Origin of the sequence: Blautia sp. MSK.18.38 (assembly GCF_024460535.1) — a bacterium.
GTDB classification, from domain to species: Bacteria; Bacillota; Clostridia; order Lachnospirales; family Lachnospiraceae; genus Blautia_A; species Blautia_A fusiformis.
In genome coordinates this window covers 63,232-83,444 of sequence record NZ_JANFYP010000005.1, presented here as the reverse complement: position 1 = coordinate 83,444, position 20,213 = coordinate 63,232, and the positions used below count along the sequence as shown (strand labels likewise).

Below are 20,213 nucleotides of genomic sequence, written 5' to 3'. Positions count from 1 at the left end.
ATACGAAAAAGTGTATAATGTAAAAAGCAAGTAACCAAATGTAAGATTTTTGTAAAGTATAAGTTACTGTGGACGGACAAGGCAGACGATAAAGAACAGTAACCAGCGAGGAAGAGGAGATTACAATGAAAAAAGCTGCAGTAGCGTCAGCAGCCTTGTTGGCTGTGGCAACCCTGCTGACAGGCTGTCAGAAAGAAGAAGTAGAAAAGCTTGTTGCACCGATTGTAGCAGATGTCCAGGAAACCCCTGAAGCAACCGAAGTGGAAGAAGAAAAAAGCCCGTTGATCCCTGAGATCGATGACACTCTTTCTATTGAAGAAGGTGCCAGAATAGCTGTTGTCAGCAAAAGCAAAAAAGGCGAGTTCTGGAATAAAGTAAAAGAAGGAATGGAAGCTGCTGTCAAGGACGTAAATGAAGCGTATGGTTTCAAAAAAGACAAGCAGATCACGATGACCTTTGAGGGTCCGGATGATGAAGAGGACGTAGAAAGTCAGATCAATACTCTTGATGCAGTGATCGCTGAGAATCCAGCTGTAGTGTGTCTTTCTGCCGGAGATATGGATTCCTGTCAGGCACAGCTGGAAGCAGCGAAAGAGAACGGAATTCCGGTGGTCGCATTTGATTCCAATGTCAGTGATACAAAGCTGGTCAGAGCTTTCCGTGGAACAGACAATACACAGATCGGCAAATATGCAGCATATAAGCTTGGCAGCGCCATTGGAAAAATGGGAAATGTGGCTGTTTTTTCCGCACAGGAGAAAACACAGAGCGCTCAGGAACGTGTAAAGGGATTTCTGGATAATATTGCAAATTATACGGATATTAAAGTGGTGGAAACCGTATATTCTGACCAGGTTGATGATATGAAGGAAGCCATGAAGGAAGTTCTGGATAAATATCCGGCACTGGATGGTGTTTTCTGCACCAATGCCGAGGTTTCTGAAATGTTTCTGGAGGTAAATAAGGACACAGGAGAAAATAAAGTTGCTATGGTAGGCGTAGATGCAACCAGCAAACAGCAGGAAGCGATCCAGAAAGGGGAAGAACTGGGAGTGCTTTCACAGAATCCTTATGCGATGGGATATCAGACCATGTGGGCGGCTATTCAGTCTACTGCACCGAAGAAGGAAACAAAGATTGATAAGAAGGTTTTACTTGATCCGATATGGATCGATGCTGAGAATATCAAAAGCGAAGACATTGCAAATTACCTGTACAATTAACAAATAGAACAGATAGCCACTGTAGGTCGGGTGAATAGGTTAGTCCGCATTCACCGTCTGTTCATAATTGAAAGCCATCAGTCTGATGAAGATGTAAAAAACATTTTCATCGGGCTGATGGCTTTTTTGAATAAAAATAAAAAATATGAATAGAATAAACAAATAAAAAGTGTGCGAAAAAATGGCAAAAATATAACATATATGACGACTTTTTGACACAATACAAATAAATTTATCGTTAAATTGCATAATAAACATTGTTTTGAAAAAGCGATTGTGGTACAATTTGGATATGCAGAGAGGCGGTGATCAGATGATCCAGGAAACGATCAAGGCAGTGAAAGAGGCGGAGGCAAAAGCACAGCAGAAGATAAAGGATGCATCCGTCCGTGCACAGAGTATCATCAGCGAAGCTGAGAAAGAGGCAGAGAATATTATCAGAAAGGCGGAAACAGCCGCCGGCGAACAGGCGGCATCTGATATGAAAGCAGCCGAAGAACGTGCACACAGTACAGAGAACACTGTCGTTGGACAGGCGGAGGAAGAGCTTGCAGCTTTGAAAAAGAAAGCGGAGTCGAAGCACGAGCAGGCGATCCAGACAGTAATGGACAGTTTGTTCTGAGAGGGGGAGTGCGAAAATGGCAGTATTGCAGATGCAGCGAATCAGTATCTGCGCAATGAAAAAGAACCGTAAGGCCATATTGGAAGAACTGCAGTCACTTGGAGTATTGGAGATCGATGCAGCGGAATTGGATCCGGAGCTTAAGACGATGGATACTATGAATGCCCGGCTGATCTTTGAGAAGAACGCATCCCTTTGTGATCAGGCAATCGAAATACTGGATGAATTTTCGAAGGAAAAGCAATCCATGCTGGCATCCCTGGCAGGGAAACCGTTGATCGGAAGGAAGCAGGAGGAAGAAGCTATCCGGGATCAGGAAGAGATCCTGAGAACAGCCAGAGAAATTCAGGGATACCGGAAGAAGCTTACAGAGAACAGTGCGGCGGCAGTTAAGCTAGAACAGCAGGAAGCAGCTCTTGCTCCATGGCTGAAGCTGGATATTCCGATGAACTTCGGCGGTACAGCGAAAGCAGCGGTACTTGTGGGAAGTATTGATGGAAATATAACTCTGGATCAGGTATACAGTCAGCTGGCAGCGGATGCACCACAGCTTGAAGCCTTTGACATTCGGGAAATCTCAAATGACGCCGGTAAGCTGAGCCTGGTGGTTGTCTGCTTGAAAGCACAGGCACAGGAACTGGAAGAAGCGCTTCGGATGCAGGGATTTGCAAGACCGGCACAGCTGGTATCAGAGGTTCCGGCACAGGAGCTGGAGAACCTTAAGAATGAAGTGGTACGCATTCAGGAAGAGTCCGAACAGATCCGGGAACAGATACGTGCTCTTCACGACAGGAAGAGCTCTCTTCAGCTTTTGTCCGATTATTTCCGGATCCGTGCACAGAAATATGAGGTATTAGGACAGCTCCGCCAGTCGGAGAGCACTTTTTTTGTGACAGGATATCTTCCGAAGAAACAGGTTTCTGCAATGGAGAAACGGCTTACGGAGAAGTACGATATTGTTTTTGAAGCAGAAGATGCTGAGGGAGAAAATGTTCCGGTTGCCCTTCAGAACGGCAAATTCGGAGCAGCAGGAGAGGGAGTTCTGGCAGCATTTGGTCTTCCCGGAAAGGGAGAGATCGATCCTTCCACGATCATGACAGCCTGCTATGTATTTCTTTTCGGACTGATGCTGTCAGACGCAGCATATGGACTGATCGTCTTTGCAGTCTGTCTGGGAGTACTTCTGAAGTTCCCCAGGATGGAGAGCGGAATGCAGAAATCCATCCGGCTTTTTATGTACTGTGGATTGTCCACTTTGTTCTGGGGCGTGATGTTTGGCGGATATTTCGGAGATTTTATCGATGTATTTTCGAAGGTATATCTGCACAGGCCGGTCACGGTGAAGCCGGTATGGTTTGCACCGTTAAATGAGCCAATGCGACTTCTGGTGTTCTCCATGCTGTTTGGCCTGATTCATATGTTTCTGGGAATGGGTCTTAAGGGCTACATGCTGTTACGTGACAAAAAATATCTCGACTTTTTCTGTGACGTAGTACTCTGGTTCCTGCTTCTTATGGGACTGATCCTGATCTTTATCCCAAGCAGCATGTTCCGTTCTATTTCTCAGATGGATCTGAACCTTTCACCGGCAATGATACAGGTCGGAAAATGGATGGCGATCATCGGTGCGGTGGGAATTCTCTTCATGTCAGGAAGAGATAAGAAGAATCCATTCCTGAGGCTGGCGCTTGGAGCCTATGATCTTTACAATATCACGGGATGGGTCAGTGATATCCTTTCCTATTCCAGACTTCTGGCCCTGGGGCTTGCCACCGGAGTTATCGCATCAGTTATGAACCAGATGGGAAGTATGCTGGGAGACAGTATTCTGGGATGGATCGTATTTATCCTTGTATTTGTGATTGGTCATATCTTTAACCTTCTGATCAATCTTCTGGGTGCATACGTGCACACCTGCCGATTACAGTACGTAGAGTTTTTCGGCAAATTCTTTGAGGGCGGAGGAAAAGAGTTCCACCCCTTCCGCGAAAATACAAAATATGTAGATATTAAGGAGGATTAATATTATGAGTGGTATCATTTGGGCATTATTGGGAGCAGCAATTTCCGTAGCTCTTGCAGGTATAGGTTCCGCCATCGGTGTTGGTACAGCCGGCCGTGCAGCAGCAGGCGTTGTAACAGAAGACCCGGACAAATTTGCCAAGGTTCTGCTTCTTCAGCTTCTTCCCGGTACGCAGGGTATTTACGGACTGCTGGTAGCATTCCTTGCACTTTCCAAGGTTGGTATCCTGGGCGGAGGTGTTGCTGATATTTCCCTGGAAACCGGTCTTATGATCTTTGTGGCTTGTCTTCCGATCGCTATCGCAGGTCTTCTTTCTGCGATCCATCAGGGAAAAACTTCCGTAGCTTCCATCGGTATTGTAGCCAAGAAACCGGAGCAGTTCGGTAAAGCCATGCTTTTCCCTGCAATGGTTGAGACATATGCGATTCTGGCTCTTCTGATCTCCATTCTTGCAGTCAGCGGAATTCAGGTTTGATTCATCAGGAGGGCAGAGCATGACAGGATTAGAGAAGATGGTAAGCCAGATTCTTGAAGAGGCCGATGCTTCTGCAGCCGTTATGATCAGTGATGCGGAGAAAAAAGCCGCAGAGATCCTCAGGGAAGCCGGAGAAAAGGCAGATAAGATCCGGCAGCAGAGAGAAGAACAGTCCAGGGCAAAGGTGAAAAGCTATGAAGAGCGGACAGCTTCCGCTGCAGATATGAAGAAGCGTACCGCAGTTCTTGCAGCCAAGCAGGAGCTGATCGGAAATGTGATCGCAGATGCCTGTGACCGTGTGAAGAATCTGGATGAAGAAAAATATTTTGGGATCCTTAAGAATATGGCTGAGAAATATCTTCTTCCAAGAGAAGGAGAGATCTGTTTTTCAAAAAAGGATCTGGAACGTATGCCGGCAGGTTTCCGTGAGGAAATAAAGAGCCTGGCACAGAAAAAGGGTGGTGTGCTGGAAATTTCCGGTGAAACCCGAAACATAGACGGAGGTTTTATCCTGATATACGGCGGCATTGAGGAAAACTGTTCCATTGATGCCATGTTCGCAGAGAAGCGGGATGAGCTTCTGGATCAGGTAAGAAAGATTTTGTTTGCGTAAAACACCATCGCAAAAAGGAGGGCGTGAATGATGTTTGGTGAAGATTATGCCTATGCGGTGGCGCGGATACGTGTTCTGGAGACCGGACTTCTGAATCAGGCAGCGATCGAGCAGCTTCTGGCATGTCAGGATGAGCAGCAGTGCCTTCAGATCCTTACAGAGAAGGGCTGGGGAAACGGTGATCCTGCAGCCGGTGCGGACGCCATTCTTTCTCGGGAGAGAGAAAAGATCTGGGAGATCATGGATTCGCTGGTAGCGGACCGATCTGTGTTTTCTGTTCTTTCCTATCAGGATCTTTTCCATAACCTGAAAGCGGCTGTGAAGGCAAGCATCCTGCAAGGGGCAGCGCCGAATATTTTTTTCAGCGACTGTTCCATTGACGGAGAGGATATGGTGAAATTCCTGACAGATAAGGAATATGATCGTTTTCCTGAGGATATGCGGGAAGCGGCAAGAGAAGCCTATGAGACCTTTTTGCACACAAGAGACGGACAGCTTGCGGATATTATCGTAGACAGGGCAGCACTGGATGCCATAAAAAAAGCCGGAGAACGGTCAAAAGAAGAGATCGTCCGGCAGTATGCGGAATCCACGGTAGCGGTAGCAGATATCCGGATCGCAGTCCGTGCCTGCAAAACAGGAAAAAGTTCGGACTTTATGAAAAAAGCCATGGCAGAATGTGACACACTGGATAAGGAAAGACTGATCCACGCGGCAGTAAGCGGAATGGATCAGATCATGGGTTATCTGGCAGAAACGAAATATGGGGACGGAGCTCTGGCATTGGCGGAATCAGCTTCCGCTTTTGAGAGATGGTGTGATAACCAGATCATGGAGACCATCCGCCCTCAGCTGTACAATTCATTTTCACTGGGACCGCTGGTAGCTTATGTGCTTGCCCGTGAAAATGAGATCAAGACGGTGCGGATCATTCTCACCGGAAAGCGCAGCGGCCTTCCGGAAGAGTTTATCCGGGAAAGGGCAAGGGAAATGTATGTATAAGATCGCAGTTTTAGGTGATTATAACAGCATTTACGGGTTTGCGGCTCTTGGCCTTGATACTTTTCCGGTGGAGGATCCTGCAGAAGGTAAAGAGAAGCTTAACCGTCTGGTGGCCGGTGAATATGCGGTTATTTATATTACGGAACAGCTGGCGGCCCAGCTTTCCGCAGAGATCAGTAAATACAGTGAGGAGCTGATGCCTGCGATCATTCAGATTCCCGGAATTTCCGGAAATACAGGTGCAGGTATCGAAAATGTAAAGAAATCCGTGGAGACGGCAGTTGGCTCCGATATTCTTTTCAGTAATGAGTGACAAGAAAGCAGGTGATTGGTTCAGATGAGCAGAGGAACCATTAAGAAGGTGGCAGGACCGCTGGTAATTGCCAAGGGTATGCGGGATGCAAATATGTATGACGTGGTTCGTGTAAGCAGCCAGCGTCTGATCGGTGAGATCATTGAGATGCATGAAGATGAGGCTTCCATACAGGTATATGAGGAGACTTCAGGACTTCGTCCGGGAGAACCGGTAGAGTCCATGGAGGTGCCCCTTTCCGTGGAGCTTGGTCCTGGCCTTATTACAAGCATTTACGATGGAATCCAGCGTCCGCTGGATGACATCATGAAGGTAGCAGGCAGCAACAACCTGAAACGAGGCGTTGAGGTTCCTGCCCTGAAGCGGGATAAAAAATGGAATTTCATTCCAGTTGCGAAGGTGGGAGATCAGCTGGAGGGCGGCGATGTTCTTGGAACCGTTCAGGAGACTATCGTTGTTACACAGAAGATTATGGTACCTCCCAATATGAAAGGTACTCTGAAGGAAATTAAATCCGGCGAGTTTACCGTGGATGAGACCGTTGCAGTTCTTTCCACAGCAGACGGCGATAAAGAGCTGACCCTGATGCAACACTGGCCGGTACGACGTGGCCGTCCATATAAGAAGAAACTTCCGCCAGCCAAGCCTCTGGTAACAGGACAGCGTGTTATTGATACCATGTTCCCTATTGCCAAGGGTGGTGTGGCAGCAGTTCCCGGCCCGTTCGGAAGCGGCAAGACGGTTATCCAGCATCAGCTTGCAAAATGGGCTGAGGCAGATATCGTGGTCTATATCGGCTGCGGTGAGCGTGGAAATGAGATGACAGACGTTCTGAACGAGTTCCCGGAGCTGAAGGATCCAAAAACAGGACAGTCTCTGATGGAGCGTACGGTTCTGATCGCCAATACCTCAGATATGCCGGTTGCAGCTCGTGAGGCGTCGATCTATACAGGTATTACAATTGCGGAGTATTTCCGTGATATGGGATATTCCGTAGCATTGATGGCAGATTCTACTTCCAGATGGGCTGAGGCTCTCCGTGAGATGTCCGGACGACTGGAGGAGATGCCAGGCGAGGAAGGTTATCCTGCATATCTTGGTTCCCGTCTTGCACAGTTCTATGAGCGTGCCGGACACGTGATCTGTAATGGAAAAGATGGAAGAGAAGGCGCTCTGACCGCTATTGGTGCCGTATCTCCTCCGGGTGGTGATATTTCCGAGCCGGTTTCCCAGGCTACACTTCGAATCGTAAAGGTATTCTGGGGACTGGACGCAAACCTTGCATACAAACGTCATTTCCCGGCGATCAACTGGCTGACCAGCTATTCTCTGTATCTGGACAGCGTTGGCGGATGGTTTGACGAAAATGTAGCGAATGACTGGATGAAGCTCCGTCAGAGAATGATGACCCTTCTTCAGGAAGAGGCAGAGCTGGAAGAAATCGTAAAGATGGTAGGTATGGATGCGCTTTCTCCGGGTGACCGACTGAAAATGGAAGCAGCCCGTTCCATCCGAGAGGATTTCCTCCACCAGAACTCTTTCCACGAGATCGATACCTACACATCTCTGGAAAAACAGCACAATATGATGCGTCTGGTACTTGCATTTTATGATGCGGGACTGGATGCGCTGAAACAGGGTGCGGATATCAATGATATCGTAAAGCTTCCGGTACGTGAGCAGATCGGCCGTTATAAATATACAAAAGAAGATCAGCTGGCAGCAGAGTATGAGAAGGTAACCCGCCAGCTTGCAGCAGAGACTGCAGAACTTCTGGAAAAGGAGGGCCTGTAAAATGCCAAAAGAATATAGGACCATACAGGAAGTTGCCGGCCCTTTGATGCTGGTACGGGGCGTTGAAGATGTGGCATTTGACGAGCTTGGTGAGATCGAGCTTGCCGATGGCGAAACAAGAAGATGCCGTGTTCTGGAGATCGACGGAAGCAATGCACTGGTGCAGCTGTTTGAGAGCTCCACGGGTATCAACCTTTCCAACAGCAAGGTACGTTTCCTGGGACGGAGCATGGAGCTTGGTGTATCCGGCGATATGCTGGGCCGTGTTTTTGACGGACTGGGACGTCCCATTGATGACGGCCCGGAGATCCTTCCGGAAGAGAGAAGAGATATCAATGGACTTCCCATGAATCCGGCGGCCAGAAGCTATCCGGAGGAGTTTATCCAGACGGGTGTATCTGCGATTGACGGACTGAACACCCTGGTACGTGGACAGAAGCTTCCGATCTTCTCCGCATCCGGTCTTCCCCATGCACAGCTTGCAGCACAGATCGCAAGACAGGCGAAGGTACGCGGAAAAGATGAGCAGTTTGCCGTTGTATTTGCAGCCATGGGTATCACTTTCGAGGAGTCAAACTTCTTTGTAGAGAGCTTTAAGGAAACCGGAGCTATAGATCGTACTGTTCTGTTTGTGAACCTGGCAAATGACCCGGCTGTTGAGCGTATCGCTACTCCGCGAATGGCACTGACAGCGGCTGAATATCTTGCCTTCGAAAAAGACATGCACGTTCTTGTAATCCTTACGGATATCACAAACTATGCGGATGCGCTCCGTGAGGTTTCCGCGGCTCGTAAGGAGGTTCCGGGACGTCGTGGATATCCCGGATATATGTACACAGATCTTGCTTCTCTTTATGAGCGTGCAGGCCGTCAGAAAGGAAAATCAGGAAGTATCACCATGGTTCCGATCCTGACTATGCCCGAGGATGATAAGACCCATCCGATCCCGGACCTTACCGGTTACATCACAGAGGGACAGATCATCCTGAGCCGTGAGCTTTACCGTAAGGGAATCACACCGCCCATCGATGTTCTTCCGTCTCTGTCACGACTGAAGGATAAGGGTATCGGTGAAGGCAAGACAAGAGCAGACCATGCAAACACCATGAACCAGCTGTTTGCCGCATATGCCCGTGGTAAAGAGGCCAAAGAGCTGATGACCATTCTTGGTGAGGCAGCTCTTTCCGATATTGACCTGATTTATGCAAAATTTGCAGATGCTTTCGAGAAGGAATATGTTTCCCAGGGCTATCAGGCTAACCGTGATATTGAGGAAACACTGGCCATCGGCTGGAAGCTGCTTTCCATTCTTCCGAGAAGCGAGCTGAAACGTATCGATGACAAATTCCTTGATCAGTATTACGGAAAAGTATAAAGGGGGGATGATTTGTGGCATCAACACAGGTGAATCCTACCCGTATGGAGCTTACGAAGCAGAAAAAGAAGCTGGTGACTGCAGTACGTGGCCATAAGCTTCTGAAGGATAAGCGGGACGAGCTGATGAGACAGTTCCTGGATCTGGTACGGGAGAATATGGAGCTGCGAAAAAAAGTAGAAGCCGGTATCCGAAGCGCCAACACCAATTTTGTCATTGCAAAAGCAGGAATGTCGGAGGAGACGCTGAATACGGCACTGATGGCTCCCAAGCAGGAAGTTTATCTGGAAACCGGAAAAAAGAATGTCATGAGTGTGGATATTCCTGTTTTTGAATACAAAACAAGAACACCGGATGCTAACGATATCTATTCCTATGGCTTTGCTTTTACATCCAGTGATCTGGACGGAGCGGTAAAATCCCTGGCAGACATCCTGCCGGATATGCTTCGTCTGGCAGAAGTGGAAAAGGCCTGTCAGCTTATGGCTTCCGAGATCGAAAAAACAAGGCGTCGTGTAAATGCCCTGGAGCATGTCATCATACCGGAAGCACAGGCAAACATCAAATACATCACCATGAAGCTGGATGAGAACGAGAGAAGTACCCAGATCCGACTGATGAAGGTGAAAGATATGATGCTGGAGGAGGCACATCATTATAAGGAGCGGGAGGCAGAGCGCGGAGCGTAAAGCGCAGCCATCCTGAAAGAAAAAGAAAAGTTTATATAGAAAGTTTTAAGTAACGGAAAGGAGATGTCCCTGTACTGTGTGAAATTTCGGCAGTGCAGGGGCGTTTTATTTATAAAATATTTAGCTTTTGTTATCAGAAAATCAAGAAAAATACAGTATAATAGATAATAAGTAAATCAGACAGCTGCAGATGCAGAAATATAAAAGAAAGCTGCTCTGTCTGCTGAAAAATAAAGAAATGAAAAATAAAGAAAGAGGAGAAAGCTGATCTGACCAGGTAAACTGCCGGGCAGCTGCATGGCTATGAACAGCTGGCAAAGCAGATTGCGGTAGCGTCTGATCAGTAAGAGGTATATGAATATTTTACAGTCAATACAACAGCTGGACGGAGAAATCCTTCTCCTGATCCAGCGATATTTAAGAATGGATATGCTGACACCATTTATGAAATCTGTTACATTTCTGGGAAACGGAGGATGGTTCTGGATCCTCTGTGCAGTTGTTCTTCTTGCTGTTCCAAAGACAAGAAAAACAGGCTATGCGGCAGCCTTGTCCCTGATCTTCGGGGCAATCGTTACCAACCTGCTTCTCAAAAATATAGTGGCAAGACCAAGGCCTTTTGCGGAAATCGAAGCTCTCATCCCTATGATCACCAAACCGAAGGATTTCTCTTTTCCGTCAGGTCACACCACAGCATCCTTTGCCGTTGCTCTGGTAATGCTCCGGATGCTTCCGAAGAAATTCGGAATCCCGGCAGTAGTCCTGGCAGCACTGGTGGCATTTTCCAGACTGTATCTGGGTGTCCATTATCCGACAGATGTTCTGACCGGATTCGTGATCGCGCTGGTGGGAAGCACGTTGTCAGTATGGATCGTGCGAACGAAACCGGAAGACAAACAGGTACACTAGCATTGTCCATAGGAAATATGAAGCACTTTACCTGGACAAAGTATTGACACGCTGAAGCAAGACGGGGTAAAATTGTAGACAGTACAACAGATTCTGACTATGGTAGAAATAATGATATGAAACCCTGTAAAATCGGATAAAAGGAGAGAGCACAAAATGATATCAGAAAAAATGAAACCCTACGTAAAAAATAATTCCGCCATCCGTATGATGTTTGAGGAAGGAAACCGCCTCCGTGCGAAATACGGCGCAGACAAGGTTTTTGATTTCAGTCTCGGAAATCCAAGTGTACCGGCACCGGACAGCGTCCGCGAAGCAATTATCGAGCTTGTAAACACTACGGATCCGACTATTCTTCACGGCTATATGAGCAATGCAGGTTTTGAGGATGTACGCCAGACCATCGCAGAATCCCTCAACAGACGTTTCGATACAAAATTTTCCGCAAAGAATCTGATCATGACCGTCGGCGCTGCAAGCGGACTGAATGTGATCCTGAAAACAATCCTGAATCCTGGAGAAGAGGTGATCGTTTTTGCACCCTATTTTCTGGAATACGGTGCATATGTCCGCAATTATGATGGTGTCCTTGTGGAAATCTCTCCAGATACCACAACTTTCCAGCCAAATCTCGCTGAGTTTGAGCAGAAGATCACACCGAAGACAAGAGCGGTTATCGTAAACACCCCACACAATCCTACCGGAGTTGTATATTCAGAAGAAACGATCAAGAAGCTTTCCGCAATCCTGGAAGCAAAACAGAAAGAGTTCGGAACTGTGATCTACCTGATCTCCGATGAGCCATACCGTGAGCTGGCTTATGATGGCGTGGAGGTCCCATACCTGACGAAATATTATAACAATACTGTTGTAGGCTATTCCTACAGCAAATCTCTTTCCCTTCCGGGTGAACGTATCGGATATCTGGTGATCCCTGATGAGGCAGACGGAAGCGAAGAGCTGATCTCTGCAGCAACCATTGCAAACCGTACACTTGGCTGTGTAAATGCACCGTCCCTGATCCAGAAGGTAGTTGCAAAATGTGTAGACGCCAAGACGGATCTTGCAGCTTATGATAAAAATCGGCAGGCACTTTATAATGGCCTGAAAGAATGCGGATTTGAGTGCATCAAACCACAGGGTGCCTTCTATCTCTTTGTAAAATCTCCGGTTGAAGACGAAAAAGCCTTCTGTGAAGCCGGTAAGAAATATAACATCCTTATGGTACCGGGAAGCTCCTTCGCATGCCCCGGTTATGTGAGACTTGCATATTGTGTATCCTATGAGACAATTGTGAATTCTCTTCCTGAATTTAAAAAACTTGCAGCAGAGTATGGCTTGAAATAAACGATCATTACCAAGCAGTTGAATAAAAGATCCCCGGTACAGTCTGTTCATGCAGCCCTGTATCGGGGATCTTTTGTAAGAGGGAATAAGCAAATGAAACGTAGCCGGGAGTGAATAGACTCCCGACTGTGTTTCATTAAAAGGATGTTCCACATTTATTTGGCTTTTTTCTTTTCTTTATTTGGCATTTCTCCGTAGTAAGCTTTCAGATAGATATCTTTCAGCTCGGATACAAGCGGATATCTCGGGTTGGCACCGGTACACTGGTCATTGAAGGCCTGCTCGGACATCTCATCCAGAGTTTCCAGGAAATGTTTCTCATCTACGCCGTAATCACGGATCGTCGGCAGGATCTCGATAGTTCTCATAAGCTCATCCAGTTTAGCAAGAAGCTTTTCGAATACTTCTGCATCGTTCTTGCCTGTAAGACCTACAGAACGTCCGATCTCAGCGTAGCGTGCAAGTGTCTTCGGATACTGATACTGTGGGAAAGTACCCATCTTAGTCGGAACCTCAGCACTGTTGTAACGCATAACATCCAGAAGAACAACTGCGTTTGCGATACCGTGTGGCAGGTGGTGGAAAGCACCGAGCTTGTGAGCGAGAGAGTGGTTAACGCCGAGGAATGCATTGGCGAATGCAAGACCTGCCATGCAGGAAGCGTTAGCCATATGATCTCTGGCCTCTACGTCATTGCCATCTTTATATGCACGCGGCAGATACTCAAATACAAGCTTGATCGCTTTCAGTGCAAGACCATCGGTGTAATCGGAAGCCATCATGGAAACATAAGCCTCAATGGCATGTGTCATAACATCGATACCGGAAGCACGGGTAAGTCCCTTCGGTGCGCTCATCATGTTATTGGTATCTACGATCGCCATATCCGGGAGAAGCTCGTAATCAGCCAGTGGCCATTTAACGCCGGTATCCTGATCTGTGATGATGGCGAAAGGAGTAACCTCGGAGCCTGTACCGGAAGAGGTTGGGATCGCTACGAAGTAAGCTTTTTTACCCATCTTCGGGAATGTATAAACTCTCTTACGGATATCCAGGAAGTCCATGGACATATCGGAGAAGTCAGCGTCCGGATTCTCATAAAGCATCCACATAACCTTGCCGGCATCCATTGCGGAACCGCCGCCAAGAGCGATGATGCAGTCTGGCTCAAAGGCTGTCATAGCCTTGGCACCGGCTTTGGCGGAAGCGAGAGACGGGTCAGGAGCTACATCAGAGAAGCATGTATGAACGATGCCCATCTGATCCAGTTTATCTTCAATCGGTTTGGTGTAGCCATTCTTGTAGAGGAAGGAGTCTGTTACGATGAAGCAGCGTTTCTTGCCCATAACAGTACCGAGCTCATCAAGAGCAACCGGCATACAGCCCTTCTTAAAGTAAACCTTTTCCGGTGTTCTCATCCAGAGCATATTCTCTCTCCTTTCAGCAACAGTCTTGGTATTGAGAAGGTGTTTGACACCAACGTTCTCGGATACGGAGTTACCGCCCCAGGAACCGCAGCCAAGAGTAAGGGATGGAGCAAGCTTGAAGTTATAAAGGTCACCGATACCACCCTGGGAAGAAGGTGTATTGATAAGGATACGGCAGGTTTTCATAGCTGCTTCGAATTTATCCATCTTCTCTGTTTCATTTACGTTGATGTAGAGGGAAGAGGTATGACCATAGCCGCCGTCTGCAACGAGCTGCGCAGCCTTTGCAACAGCATCGTCAAAATTCTTGGCCTTGTACATGGCAAGTACAGGGGAAAGCTTCTCGTGTGCGAATTCTTCGCTGATATCAACGGACTCAACCTCACCGATCAGGATCTTGGTCTCAGCCGGTACAGTAACGCCTGCCATTTCAGCGATAGTAGCAGCCTTCTGTCCTACGATCTTGGCATTCAGTGCACCGTTGATAAGGATGGTCTTTCTGACCTTCTCGATCTCGTCTTTTTTAAGAAAGTAGCATCCTCTGTAAAGGAACTCTTCCTTCACTTCTTTATAAATGCTCTCCAGAACAGTTACGGACTGCTCGGAAGCACAGATCATACCATTGTCAAAGGTCTTGGAGTGGATGATGGAGTTAACTGCAAGACGGATATCTGCGCTGTCATCAATAATGGCAGGTGTATTTCCGGGTCCTACACCAACAGCCGGTTTACCGGAGGAGTAAGCTGCTTTGACCATTCCGGGACCACCGGTGGCAAGGATGATATCTGCGTTCTGCATTACCATGTTGGTAAGGTCAAGGCTTGGGATATCGATCCATCCGATGATTCCTTCCGGCGCACCTGCGGCAACAGCTGCTTCCAGAACAACTTTTGCAGCTTCAATAGTGGATTTCTTAGCACGCGGATGCGGGCTGATGATGATCGCATTACGGGTTTTCAGGGAAATAAGAGATTTATAGATTGCTGTGGAGGTCGGGTTGGTTGTAGGGATAACTGCAGCGATCAGTCCTACAGGTTCCAGGATCTTCTTGAGTCCGTATGCCTTGTCTTCTTCTACAACACCACATGTCTGAGTGTTCTTATATGCATTGTAAACATACTCTGCTGCGTAATGGTTCTTGATAACCTTGTCTTCCATGATACCCATGCCTGTTTCCTCAACAGCCATTTTGGCAAGTGGGATACGCATCTTGTCAGCAGCAGTAGCAGCTGCCTTAAAGATCTTGTCGACCTGCTCCTGTGTGTAGGTAGCAAAGATCTTCTGTGCCTCTTTCATTGCAGCCATTTTCGCGGTCAGGGCTTCTGGAGTGTCGATGATGGTAGGGATAGTTTCTTTCTTTGCCATGTGGAATCCTCCTGTTTTCATATGATAATGGTCTGTGGTCCTGCGGGCTTATCCTTTTTTCGCCGGCAGATGCTGCAGAGTTTTTGTAAGTCCCCGCGTTGCGTTTCGTTGTTGATTCAATCTGATTGAATTTTCAGCTTTGATACTGATATAGTATCAAAATTCTGAAAAAAACGCAAATTCTGAATTTTGTCGCTATGTGCAAAATGACGAACAAAAAATTAGGGGAAAATACTGTAAATTTTACTTTGCGGAACGCTGAATTATTGGAAAAATCTTAAAAAAAATTTTTGAAATTCAGCACTGTGCACAAAGAACATGTTAAAAAATTGTCAGCACTGACAAAAAACATGCACACATATGAAGGGCGGGCAAAAGATAAAACGCAACATGTGGTTAAAACATTAACGTTAAACTTTTGTCAAATGATCATGCGCACATTATAATTTAACTGATTTCAGACGTCAATAGAGAATTCGATGAATAATTCACAAAAATACGGAGTAATTTTGATAAAAAATTCACAAAAATATTGTAGCAAAGTAAAGCGTGATAACATAAGAAATCAAAAAACTTGAAATTATTTAAAATTTCAGAATAATTAGGCGGAAATTATCGTGATTTTTTTCAGAAATGCAGAAAAAAAACTGCCATACAGGAAATGCTTCCCATATGGCAGTTTATATAAATATAGGTCAGGCGGATAAAAGCATCCGCATTCACTATGTGGCTTTGCGCCGAATTACTGTAAAAGGTTTCTGCTCAACAGTAAATGATAGCCAGGTTCGATCAGCTTTTGCGGAATGCGGCACGTTTTCTGTCTCTGGAGTCCAGAATACGTTTACGGATACGAAGGCTTGTCGGTGTTACCTCAAGAAGCTCATCCTGGTCGATGAACTCAATGGCCTGCTCAAGACTTAAGATCTTTGGCGGAACAAGCTTCAGTGCATCGTCAGCGGAAGAGGAACGGGTGTTGGTAAGGTGCTTGGTCTTGCAGACATTCAGTTCGATATCCTCGGCCTTTCCGTTCTGTCCGATGACCATACCGCTGTAAACCTTCTCGCCAGGTCCGACAAAGAGAGTACCACGCTCCTGAGCAGAGAAAAGACCGTAGGTAACAGTTTCGCCTGCCTCGAAAGCGATGAGGGAACCCTGTTTACGGTACGGGAAGTCTCCCTTGTATGGTGCGTATCCGTCAAACATGGTGTTCAGGATACCGGTACCCTTGGTGGAGGTAAGGAATTCGTTACGGAATCCGATCAGTCCACGGGAGGGGATGGAGAACTCGAGACGTACAGTTCCGTCGCTTGCTGTGCTCATACCCTGAAGCTCACCTTTACGCTCGCTGAGTTTCTGGATGATAGTACCGGAAAATTCTTCCGGAACGTCAACGTATGCGATTTCGATCGGCTCCAGTTTACGTCCACGCTCGTCTGTGTGATAGAGAACCTCCGGTTTGCTGACTGCAAACTCGTATCCCTCACGGCGCATGTTCTCAATAAGAACGGAGAGGTGAAGCTCACCACGGCCGGAAACCTTGAAGCACTCGGTTGTATCGGTGTCTTCTACACGAAGGCTGACGTCTGTGTTCAGCTCACGGTAGAGACGGTCACGAAGGTGACGGGAAGTGATGTATTTACCTTCCTGTCCTGCAAGAGGACTGTCGTTTACAAGGAAGTTCATGGAGATTGTTGGCTCGGAAATCTTCTGGAACGGAATGGACTCCGGGTTGTCTCCTGCACAGAGGGTATCTCCAATGTGGATATCCGCGATACCGGAGATTGCAACAATAGCTCCGATGGTAGCGCTTTTAACTTCAACTTTGTTCAGTCCGTCAAATTCGTAGAGTTTGCTGATCTTTACGCGCTCGTGTTTGTCAGGGTCATGATGGTTCAGAAGCATCAGCTCCTGGTTCACGGAAATGGTTCCGCGCTCAACCTTACCGACACCGATACGGCCTACATACTCATTGTAGTCGATGGTGCTGATAAGAACCTGCGTATCTCCGTCCGGATCTCCCTCCGGAGCAGGAATCGCATCAAGGATGGTCTCAAAAAGCGGAGCCATATTCTCAGGTTTGTCCTCAAGGTTACGAACTGCATAGCCGGCTTTTGCGGAGGCATACAGGAATGGGCAGTCCAGCTGTTCGTCAGATGCGTCCAGATCCATGAGAAGCTCCAGAACCTCGTCGACAACCTCCTCCGGACGTGCTTCCGGACGGTCGATCTTATTGATGCAGACAATAACATGCAGGTTCAGTTCGAGAGCTTTACGAAGTACAAATTTAGTCTGAGGCATGGCACCCTCGAAGGCGTCCACAAGAAGAATAACGCCGTCTACCATCTTCAGCACACGCTCTACCTCGCCGCCGAAGTCCGCATGACCTGGAGTATCGATGATATTGATTTTTACATCCTTATAATGAACTGCGGTGTTTTTGGAGAGAATCGTAATGCCGCGCTCACGCTCAATATCGTTGGAGTCCATGACACGTTCCTGGACTTCCTGGTTCTCACGGAAAACACCGCTCTGTTTCAAAAGCTCGTCAACAAGTGTTGTTTTACCGTGATCGACATGGGCGATAATGGCCACGTTACGAACATCTTCACGCTTGGTCTTCATATAATCCAAATCCTTTCTTTCCATATATAAGTAATCTTTTTTGTTAAAAATGATGTCCAAATTTATAGTCTATCACATTTTTGTGAGATTACAAGACATAAAAAAATATTTTTGGTTTTTCATTTTTCAGGCATATTATACCGCAAATACACATAGATTGATATAGACGAAATACACGAAGAGGAAGGAGAGCTACTTATTATGGCAGATAAAATTATTGAAAACAATCAGGTATCCGTTATGGGACGGATCGCTACGGGGTTTACTTTCAGCCATCAGGTCTTTGGAGAAGGATTTTACATGATGGATATCCTGGTAAAACGTCTCAGCGATTCGGAGGACAGGATCCCGGTGATGGTGTCTGAGCGGCTGATCGATATCACACAGGATTATGTGGGAGAATATATCGAGATCCACGGACAGTTCCGATCCTATAACCGTCATGAAGAAAAGAGAAACCGGCTTGTGCTTTCAGTCTTTGCCCGGGAAGTGAAGTTTGTGGGGGAGGAAGAAGAAACTGTGCCGGTCAATCAGATCTTTCTGGACGGATATATTTGTAAACCGCCTGTATACAGAAAAACACCGTTGGGAAGAGAAATCGCAGATCTTCTGATGGCAGTCAATCGACCTTACGGAAAATCCGATTACATACCATGTATATGCTGGGGAAGAAATGCCAGATATGCTTCTGCTTTTGAAGTAGGCGGGCATGTACTGATCTGGGGCAGGATCCAGAGCAGGGAGTACATGAAACGGATTAGTGAAAACGAAACAGAAAAAAGGATTGCCTATGAAGTTTCGGTGAGTAAATTGGAATATGTTGAGTAACATTGGATATATTTTGGAATAGTGGTGAGAACATTAAGGTAACACTTGCATTTCCAGCCAATCTGCGGTAATATTAAAAAAATTAGAAAAATGGGGAATTACCGGTTTCACTAACAGTAAGAGGAAAAATCATGGAAAGAGAAATAACAGAGGTTTATTGCGGGAACGGGAAAGGAAAGACAACTCTGGCTGTAGGCCGGGGGCTGCGCTTTGCTACACAGGGAAAAAGTGTGATCATCATACAGTTCCTCAAGGGCAGGGAACGCAGAGAATTGGATTTCCTTGAGGAACTGGATAATTTTGATTTCAAGATTTTCCGTTTCGAAAAAATGGACACCTGCTATAATGACCTGAGTGAGCAGGAAAAGGCAGAAGAGAGAACCAATATTCTCAATGGCCTTAATTTCGCACGGAAGGTAATTGCTACCAGAGAGTGTGATTTTCTGCTGCTGGATGAGATCCTCGGGCTTATGGATAAAGGAATCGCTCCAGTTGAGACGATCATCGATATGCTTAAGCAGAAGGATGAAAGTATGCATATAATTATGACCGGACGCTGGCTTCCGGATGCTTTGAAGCCCTATGTGGATAGTATTACCACGATAACAACAGAGCTGACTGACCAGGAACGGGAATAAGTAATATTTCACAGAAGAAAGAAGGAGGAAGACAAATGGCAATTTTTAAAGGAACAGGCGTTGCAATCGTAACACCTATGCATGAAGACGGTAAAGTGAATTTTGAGAAACTTGAGGAGATCCTTGAGGATCAGATTGCGAACAGCACAGACGCCATCGTTATCTGTGGAACAACAGGAGAATCTTCTACTCTGACACACGGAGAACATCTTCAGACAATTAAGTTCACAATTGATAAAGTTAACAAACGTGTGCCTGTTATCGCAGGAACAGGTTCCAATTGTACAGAGACAGCGATCATGATGTCCAAGGAAGCAGCTTCCTATGGCGCAGACGCTCTTCTTATTGTAACACCTTACTATAACAAGGCTACACAGAAGGGTCTTATCGCTCATTACACAGCAATTGCCAATGCAGTTCCGGAAACTCCGCTCATCATGTACAACGTACCGAGCCGTACAGGCTGCAACATCCAGCCGGCTACAGCAGCTTACCTTGCAAAGAATGTAAAGAACATTGTCGGAATCAAGGAAGCAACAGGAGATCTTTCCCAGATCGCCAAGATGATGTCTCTGGCAGACGGACAGCTTGAGCTTTACTCCGGAAATGATGATCAGGTACTTCCGATTCTTTCTCTTGGCGGACTTGGAGTTATTTCCGTACTTTCCAACGTTGCACCGAAGTTTACACATGACATGGTCATGAAATATTTCGACGGCGACACCAAGGGAGCAACAGAGGATCAGCTGAAAGCTCTTCCGCTGATCAATGCGCTGTTCAGCGAAGTAAACCCGATTCCTGTTAAGACAGCTATGAACCTTATGGGAATGAACGTAGGGCCGCTTCGTATGCCGCTCTGCGAGATGGAAGAGGACACAAAGGCAGCTCTTGCAAAAGAGATCGAGAAATTCGGCCTTAAGCTTGCTAAATGATCTGACTGTAAGCGAA

Annotated in this window: 17 protein-coding genes; 15 read left to right on the top strand and 2 right to left on the bottom strand. The window is 46.7% G+C overall.

All coding sequences use genetic code 11. The annotated features are described in order from the left end of the window. The first annotated feature begins 125 nt into the window (after nucleotides 1-125). The 12 genes from NE638_RS04900 (at nucleotide 126) to NE638_RS04845 (ending at nucleotide 12,385) form a co-directional block, all read left to right on the top strand. On the top strand, nucleotides 126-1,223 hold the full coding sequence (locus tag NE638_RS04900) for a substrate-binding domain-containing protein (protein ID WP_161209355.1): 1,098 nt from the start codon (nucleotides 126-128) through the stop codon (nucleotides 1,221-1,223). Nucleotides 1,224-1,536: 313 nt separating this feature from the next. Continuing rightward, on the top strand, nucleotides 1,537-1,845 hold the full coding sequence (locus tag NE638_RS04895; RefSeq protein ID WP_022427344.1) for a V-type ATPase subunit subunit G family protein: 309 nt from the start codon (nucleotides 1,537-1,539) through the stop codon (nucleotides 1,843-1,845). 16 nt (nucleotides 1,846-1,861) lie between these two features. Next, complete coding sequence (locus NE638_RS04890) at nucleotides 1,862-3,868, top strand: V-type ATP synthase subunit I (protein ID WP_015526260.1); 2,007 nt, start codon at nucleotides 1,862-1,864, stop codon at nucleotides 3,866-3,868. Nucleotides 3,869-3,872: 4 nt separating this feature from the next. After that, nucleotides 3,873-4,343 (top strand): V-type ATP synthase subunit K, encoded by a 471-nt coding sequence (locus NE638_RS04885; protein WP_022427342.1) that lies wholly within the window; start codon nucleotides 3,873-3,875, stop codon nucleotides 4,341-4,343. Nucleotides 4,344-4,362: 19 nt separating this feature from the next. Beyond that, a complete protein-coding gene (locus NE638_RS04880) occupies nucleotides 4,363-4,956 on the top strand; it encodes a V-type ATP synthase subunit E (RefSeq protein WP_173745845.1) in 594 nt (197 codons plus the stop codon). Nucleotides 4,957-4,986: 30 nt separating this feature from the next. Next, entirely contained in the window at nucleotides 4,987-5,958 is a 972-nt protein-coding gene (locus NE638_RS04875) for a V0D/AC39 family V-type ATPase subunit (protein WP_118752864.1), read from the top strand. Continuing rightward, nucleotides 5,951-6,271, top strand: a complete 321-nt coding sequence (locus tag NE638_RS04870) for a V-type ATP synthase subunit F (RefSeq protein WP_173741227.1) — start codon at nucleotides 5,951-5,953, stop codon at nucleotides 6,269-6,271. Before NE638_RS04875 ends, NE638_RS04870 begins: the two co-directional genes overlap by 8 nt. Before the next feature lie 24 nt (nucleotides 6,272-6,295). After that, nucleotides 6,296-8,065: a V-type ATP synthase subunit A gene (locus NE638_RS04865; RefSeq protein ID WP_173745844.1), complete on the top strand. Its 1,770-nt coding sequence runs from the start codon at nucleotides 6,296-6,298 to the stop codon at nucleotides 8,063-8,065. A 1-nt stretch (nucleotide 8,066) separates the two neighbouring features. Then, nucleotides 8,067-9,440 carry a V-type ATP synthase subunit B gene (locus NE638_RS04860; RefSeq protein ID WP_015526254.1) on the top strand — a complete coding sequence of 458 codons (1,374 nt, stop codon included), beginning with the start codon at nucleotides 8,067-8,069 and terminating at the stop codon, nucleotides 9,438-9,440. A gap of 14 nt (nucleotides 9,441-9,454) precedes the next feature. Continuing rightward, nucleotides 9,455-10,129 (top strand): V-type ATP synthase subunit D, encoded by a 675-nt coding sequence (locus tag NE638_RS04855; protein WP_021975777.1) that lies wholly within the window; start codon nucleotides 9,455-9,457, stop codon nucleotides 10,127-10,129. A 354-nt stretch (nucleotides 10,130-10,483) separates the two neighbouring features. Beyond that, nucleotides 10,484-11,038 carry a phosphatase PAP2 family protein gene (locus NE638_RS04850; protein WP_118608880.1) on the top strand — a complete coding sequence of 185 codons (555 nt, stop codon included), beginning with the start codon at nucleotides 10,484-10,486 and terminating at the stop codon, nucleotides 11,036-11,038. Between the two features lie 156 nt (nucleotides 11,039-11,194). Next, entirely contained in the window at nucleotides 11,195-12,385 is a 1,191-nt protein-coding gene (locus tag NE638_RS04845) for a pyridoxal phosphate-dependent aminotransferase (RefSeq protein ID WP_118608879.1), read from the top strand. Nucleotides 12,386-12,540: 155 nt separating this feature from the next. Here the strand turns inward: NE638_RS04845 and adhE are convergent, their stop codons facing one another. Together adhE and typA are read right to left on the bottom strand one after the other, a co-directional pair. After that, entirely contained in the window at nucleotides 12,541-15,177 is a 2,637-nt protein-coding gene (gene adhE, locus NE638_RS04840; protein WP_118608878.1) for a bifunctional acetaldehyde-CoA/alcohol dehydrogenase, read from the bottom strand. Nucleotides 15,178-15,966: 789 nt separating this feature from the next. Next, nucleotides 15,967-17,799 carry a translational GTPase TypA gene (typA, locus tag NE638_RS04835; RefSeq protein WP_044962244.1) on the bottom strand — a complete coding sequence of 611 codons (1,833 nt, stop codon included), beginning with the start codon at nucleotides 17,797-17,799 and terminating at the stop codon, nucleotides 15,967-15,969. A 201-nt stretch (nucleotides 17,800-18,000) separates the two neighbouring features. On the opposite strand from typA, the gene NE638_RS04830 reads away from it, so the two are divergent. The 3 genes from NE638_RS04830 (at nucleotide 18,001) to dapA (ending at nucleotide 20,197) form a co-directional block, all read left to right on the top strand. Further along, nucleotides 18,001-18,627, top strand: coding sequence for a single-stranded DNA-binding protein (locus NE638_RS04830; protein ID WP_015526248.1), 627 nt, complete (start codon nucleotides 18,001-18,003; stop codon nucleotides 18,625-18,627). 131 nt (nucleotides 18,628-18,758) lie between these two features. Further along, nucleotides 18,759-19,265 carry a cob(I)yrinic acid a,c-diamide adenosyltransferase gene (locus NE638_RS04825; protein ID WP_015526247.1) on the top strand — a complete coding sequence of 169 codons (507 nt, stop codon included), beginning with the start codon at nucleotides 18,759-18,761 and terminating at the stop codon, nucleotides 19,263-19,265. Nucleotides 19,266-19,300: 35 nt separating this feature from the next. Continuing rightward, a complete protein-coding gene (gene dapA, locus NE638_RS04820) occupies nucleotides 19,301-20,197 on the top strand; it encodes a 4-hydroxy-tetrahydrodipicolinate synthase (RefSeq protein ID WP_015526246.1) in 897 nt (298 codons plus the stop codon). The last annotated feature ends 16 nt before the right edge of the window (nucleotides 20,198-20,213 follow it).

Bases quoted from the DNA above. Each gene is read 5' to 3' on its own strand.
- NE638_RS04900 (WP_161209355.1), top strand. From the start codon at position 126: ATGAAAAAAGCTGCAGTAGCGTCAGCAGCCTTGTTGGCTGTGGCAACC.
- NE638_RS04895 (WP_022427344.1), top strand. From the start codon at position 1,537: ATGATCCAGGAAACGATCAAGGCAGTGAAAGAGGCGGAGGCAAAAGCA.
- NE638_RS04890 (WP_015526260.1), top strand. From the start codon at position 1,862: ATGGCAGTATTGCAGATGCAGCGAATCAGTATCTGCGCAATGAAAAAG.
- NE638_RS04885 (WP_022427342.1), top strand. From the start codon at position 3,873: ATGAGTGGTATCATTTGGGCATTATTGGGAGCAGCAATTTCCGTAGCT.
- NE638_RS04880 (WP_173745845.1), top strand. From the start codon at position 4,363: ATGACAGGATTAGAGAAGATGGTAAGCCAGATTCTTGAAGAGGCCGAT.
- NE638_RS04875 (WP_118752864.1), top strand. From the start codon at position 4,987: ATGTTTGGTGAAGATTATGCCTATGCGGTGGCGCGGATACGTGTTCTG.
- NE638_RS04870 (WP_173741227.1), top strand. From the start codon at position 5,951: ATGTATAAGATCGCAGTTTTAGGTGATTATAACAGCATTTACGGGTTT.
- NE638_RS04865 (WP_173745844.1), top strand. From the start codon at position 6,296: ATGAGCAGAGGAACCATTAAGAAGGTGGCAGGACCGCTGGTAATTGCC.
- NE638_RS04860 (WP_015526254.1), top strand. From the start codon at position 8,067: ATGCCAAAAGAATATAGGACCATACAGGAAGTTGCCGGCCCTTTGATG.
- NE638_RS04850 (WP_118608880.1), top strand. From the start codon at position 10,484: ATGAATATTTTACAGTCAATACAACAGCTGGACGGAGAAATCCTTCTC.
- NE638_RS04845 (WP_118608879.1), top strand. From the start codon at position 11,195: ATGATATCAGAAAAAATGAAACCCTACGTAAAAAATAATTCCGCCATC.
- adhE (WP_118608878.1), bottom strand. From the start codon at position 15,177: ATGGCAAAGAAAGAAACTATCCCTACCATCATCGACACTCCAGAAGCC.
- typA (WP_044962244.1), bottom strand. From the start codon at position 17,799: ATGAAGACCAAGCGTGAAGATGTTCGTAACGTGGCCATTATCGCCCAT.
- NE638_RS04830 (WP_015526248.1), top strand. From the start codon at position 18,001: ATGGCAGATAAAATTATTGAAAACAATCAGGTATCCGTTATGGGACGG.
- NE638_RS04825 (WP_015526247.1), top strand. From the start codon at position 18,759: ATGGAAAGAGAAATAACAGAGGTTTATTGCGGGAACGGGAAAGGAAAG.
- dapA (WP_015526246.1), top strand. From the start codon at position 19,301: ATGGCAATTTTTAAAGGAACAGGCGTTGCAATCGTAACACCTATGCAT.